This is a genomic window from Brachyspira catarrhinii (assembly GCF_005518285.1).
Lineage (GTDB): Bacteria > Spirochaetota > Brachyspiria > Brachyspirales > Brachyspiraceae > Brachyspira > Brachyspira catarrhinii.
This window is the reverse complement of record NZ_SJDU01000538.1, coordinates 1-1,214: the sequence shown is the minus strand read 5'-3', so window position 1 is coordinate 1,214 and position 1,214 is coordinate 1. Positions and strand designations below refer to the sequence as shown.

1 protein-coding gene and 1 pseudogene are annotated in these 1,214 nt (G+C 18.6%); one reads left to right on the top strand and one right to left on the bottom strand.

Features of this window, described 5'->3' with window-relative positions:
- Nucleotides 1–115: pseudogene (locus EZH24_RS15405) on the top strand (N-acetylmuramoyl-L-alanine amidase family protein); the annotation flags it as partial.
- Here EZH24_RS15405 and EZH24_RS12140 read toward each other — a convergent pair.
- The gene (locus tag EZH24_RS12140; protein WP_137999326.1) at nt 116–1,153 is read right to left on the bottom strand and encodes a glycosyltransferase family 8 protein; all 1,038 of its coding nucleotides are present in this window, start codon (nt 1,151–1,153) and stop codon (nt 116–118) included.
- Nucleotides 1,154–1,214: the final 61 nt, after the last annotated feature.

Below are 1,214 nucleotides of genomic sequence, written 5' to 3'. Positions count from 1 at the left end.
GAATATGCTAAACTTATGAATACTAAAGAGACAAGGTTAAAAATGGTAAAAGCAACGGCTGTCGGTATAAAAAATTATATAACTCTTTGAAAAGACTAAAGGTTTTACAAAATAATTAATTTATATCATATATTTTATTTATTATACTACTTCTTATATAAACTCTAATTTTTTTAATAGGTATCCACCATATAATATGATTAATAATTTCCGTAAAATTAGATTTTAATTTTGTAATATCTGATTTTGAAATATTATTACCAAATAAATTCATATATTTCATGGTATTTTCTTTAAAAAATGGAGTAAGTATAAAATATTCCCAAAATATATTATAATAATAATCTATATTTGTATAGTTAGATAATGGTTTTATATTCTTTGCACTAAAGTGTATTATATTAATTTCATCTTTATTATTACTTTCTAATAATTCAATTGCTTTAATTAATTTGGGAGAATTATTATTAATGTCAGTACCGTATACAACATTACAATTTATATATGATATTTTATTTCTAAAAATAGATAAAAAAACTAATTCCTCTGTAAGACCAATTCCTATTTTTTCAAAATAATTTATAGTATAATCTATTTTATTTTCTAATTCTTCAAATGTCATATTAGTATATAAATACTTAATATTAAATAATAATATTCCACCATTTATATAATCATTTTTATTAGCTCCAAGACTATTCATAATATTTTCTAAATTACTATTAATCCATGATAAATTATATTCTAATAATCTAACAGCTAAAAGATAACTATCAGAAATATCATACTCATAAAATTTGGAAAGTCTTGACAAAACTATTTGATCAGAATCTAAAAATAGTACATTATCTAAATCTTTTAATATAAGAGGTATGAATAATTTAATAAACAAAGTATAATGCCAATATTTATTATATTTTCTAGTACTTAATTCTTTGGCTTTATTAATATATTTTTCAGGTTTATAAAAATATATTTGAAAATCCTTAATATTTTTTAGCTCTATAATTTTTTTTTTATTATAATCAGTAATATCACTTTCTATGATATGAAAAGAGAATTTATCATCTATTGAAGAATTTTTTAATATAGATACTATTAAAGAAGATACATAGTTAATATAGTTATTATTTGATATTAAACATATATCCATATATTACTCCATATATAATTATCTTTTATTAATTTGCCATATTTAGTAAATATAAATCCGC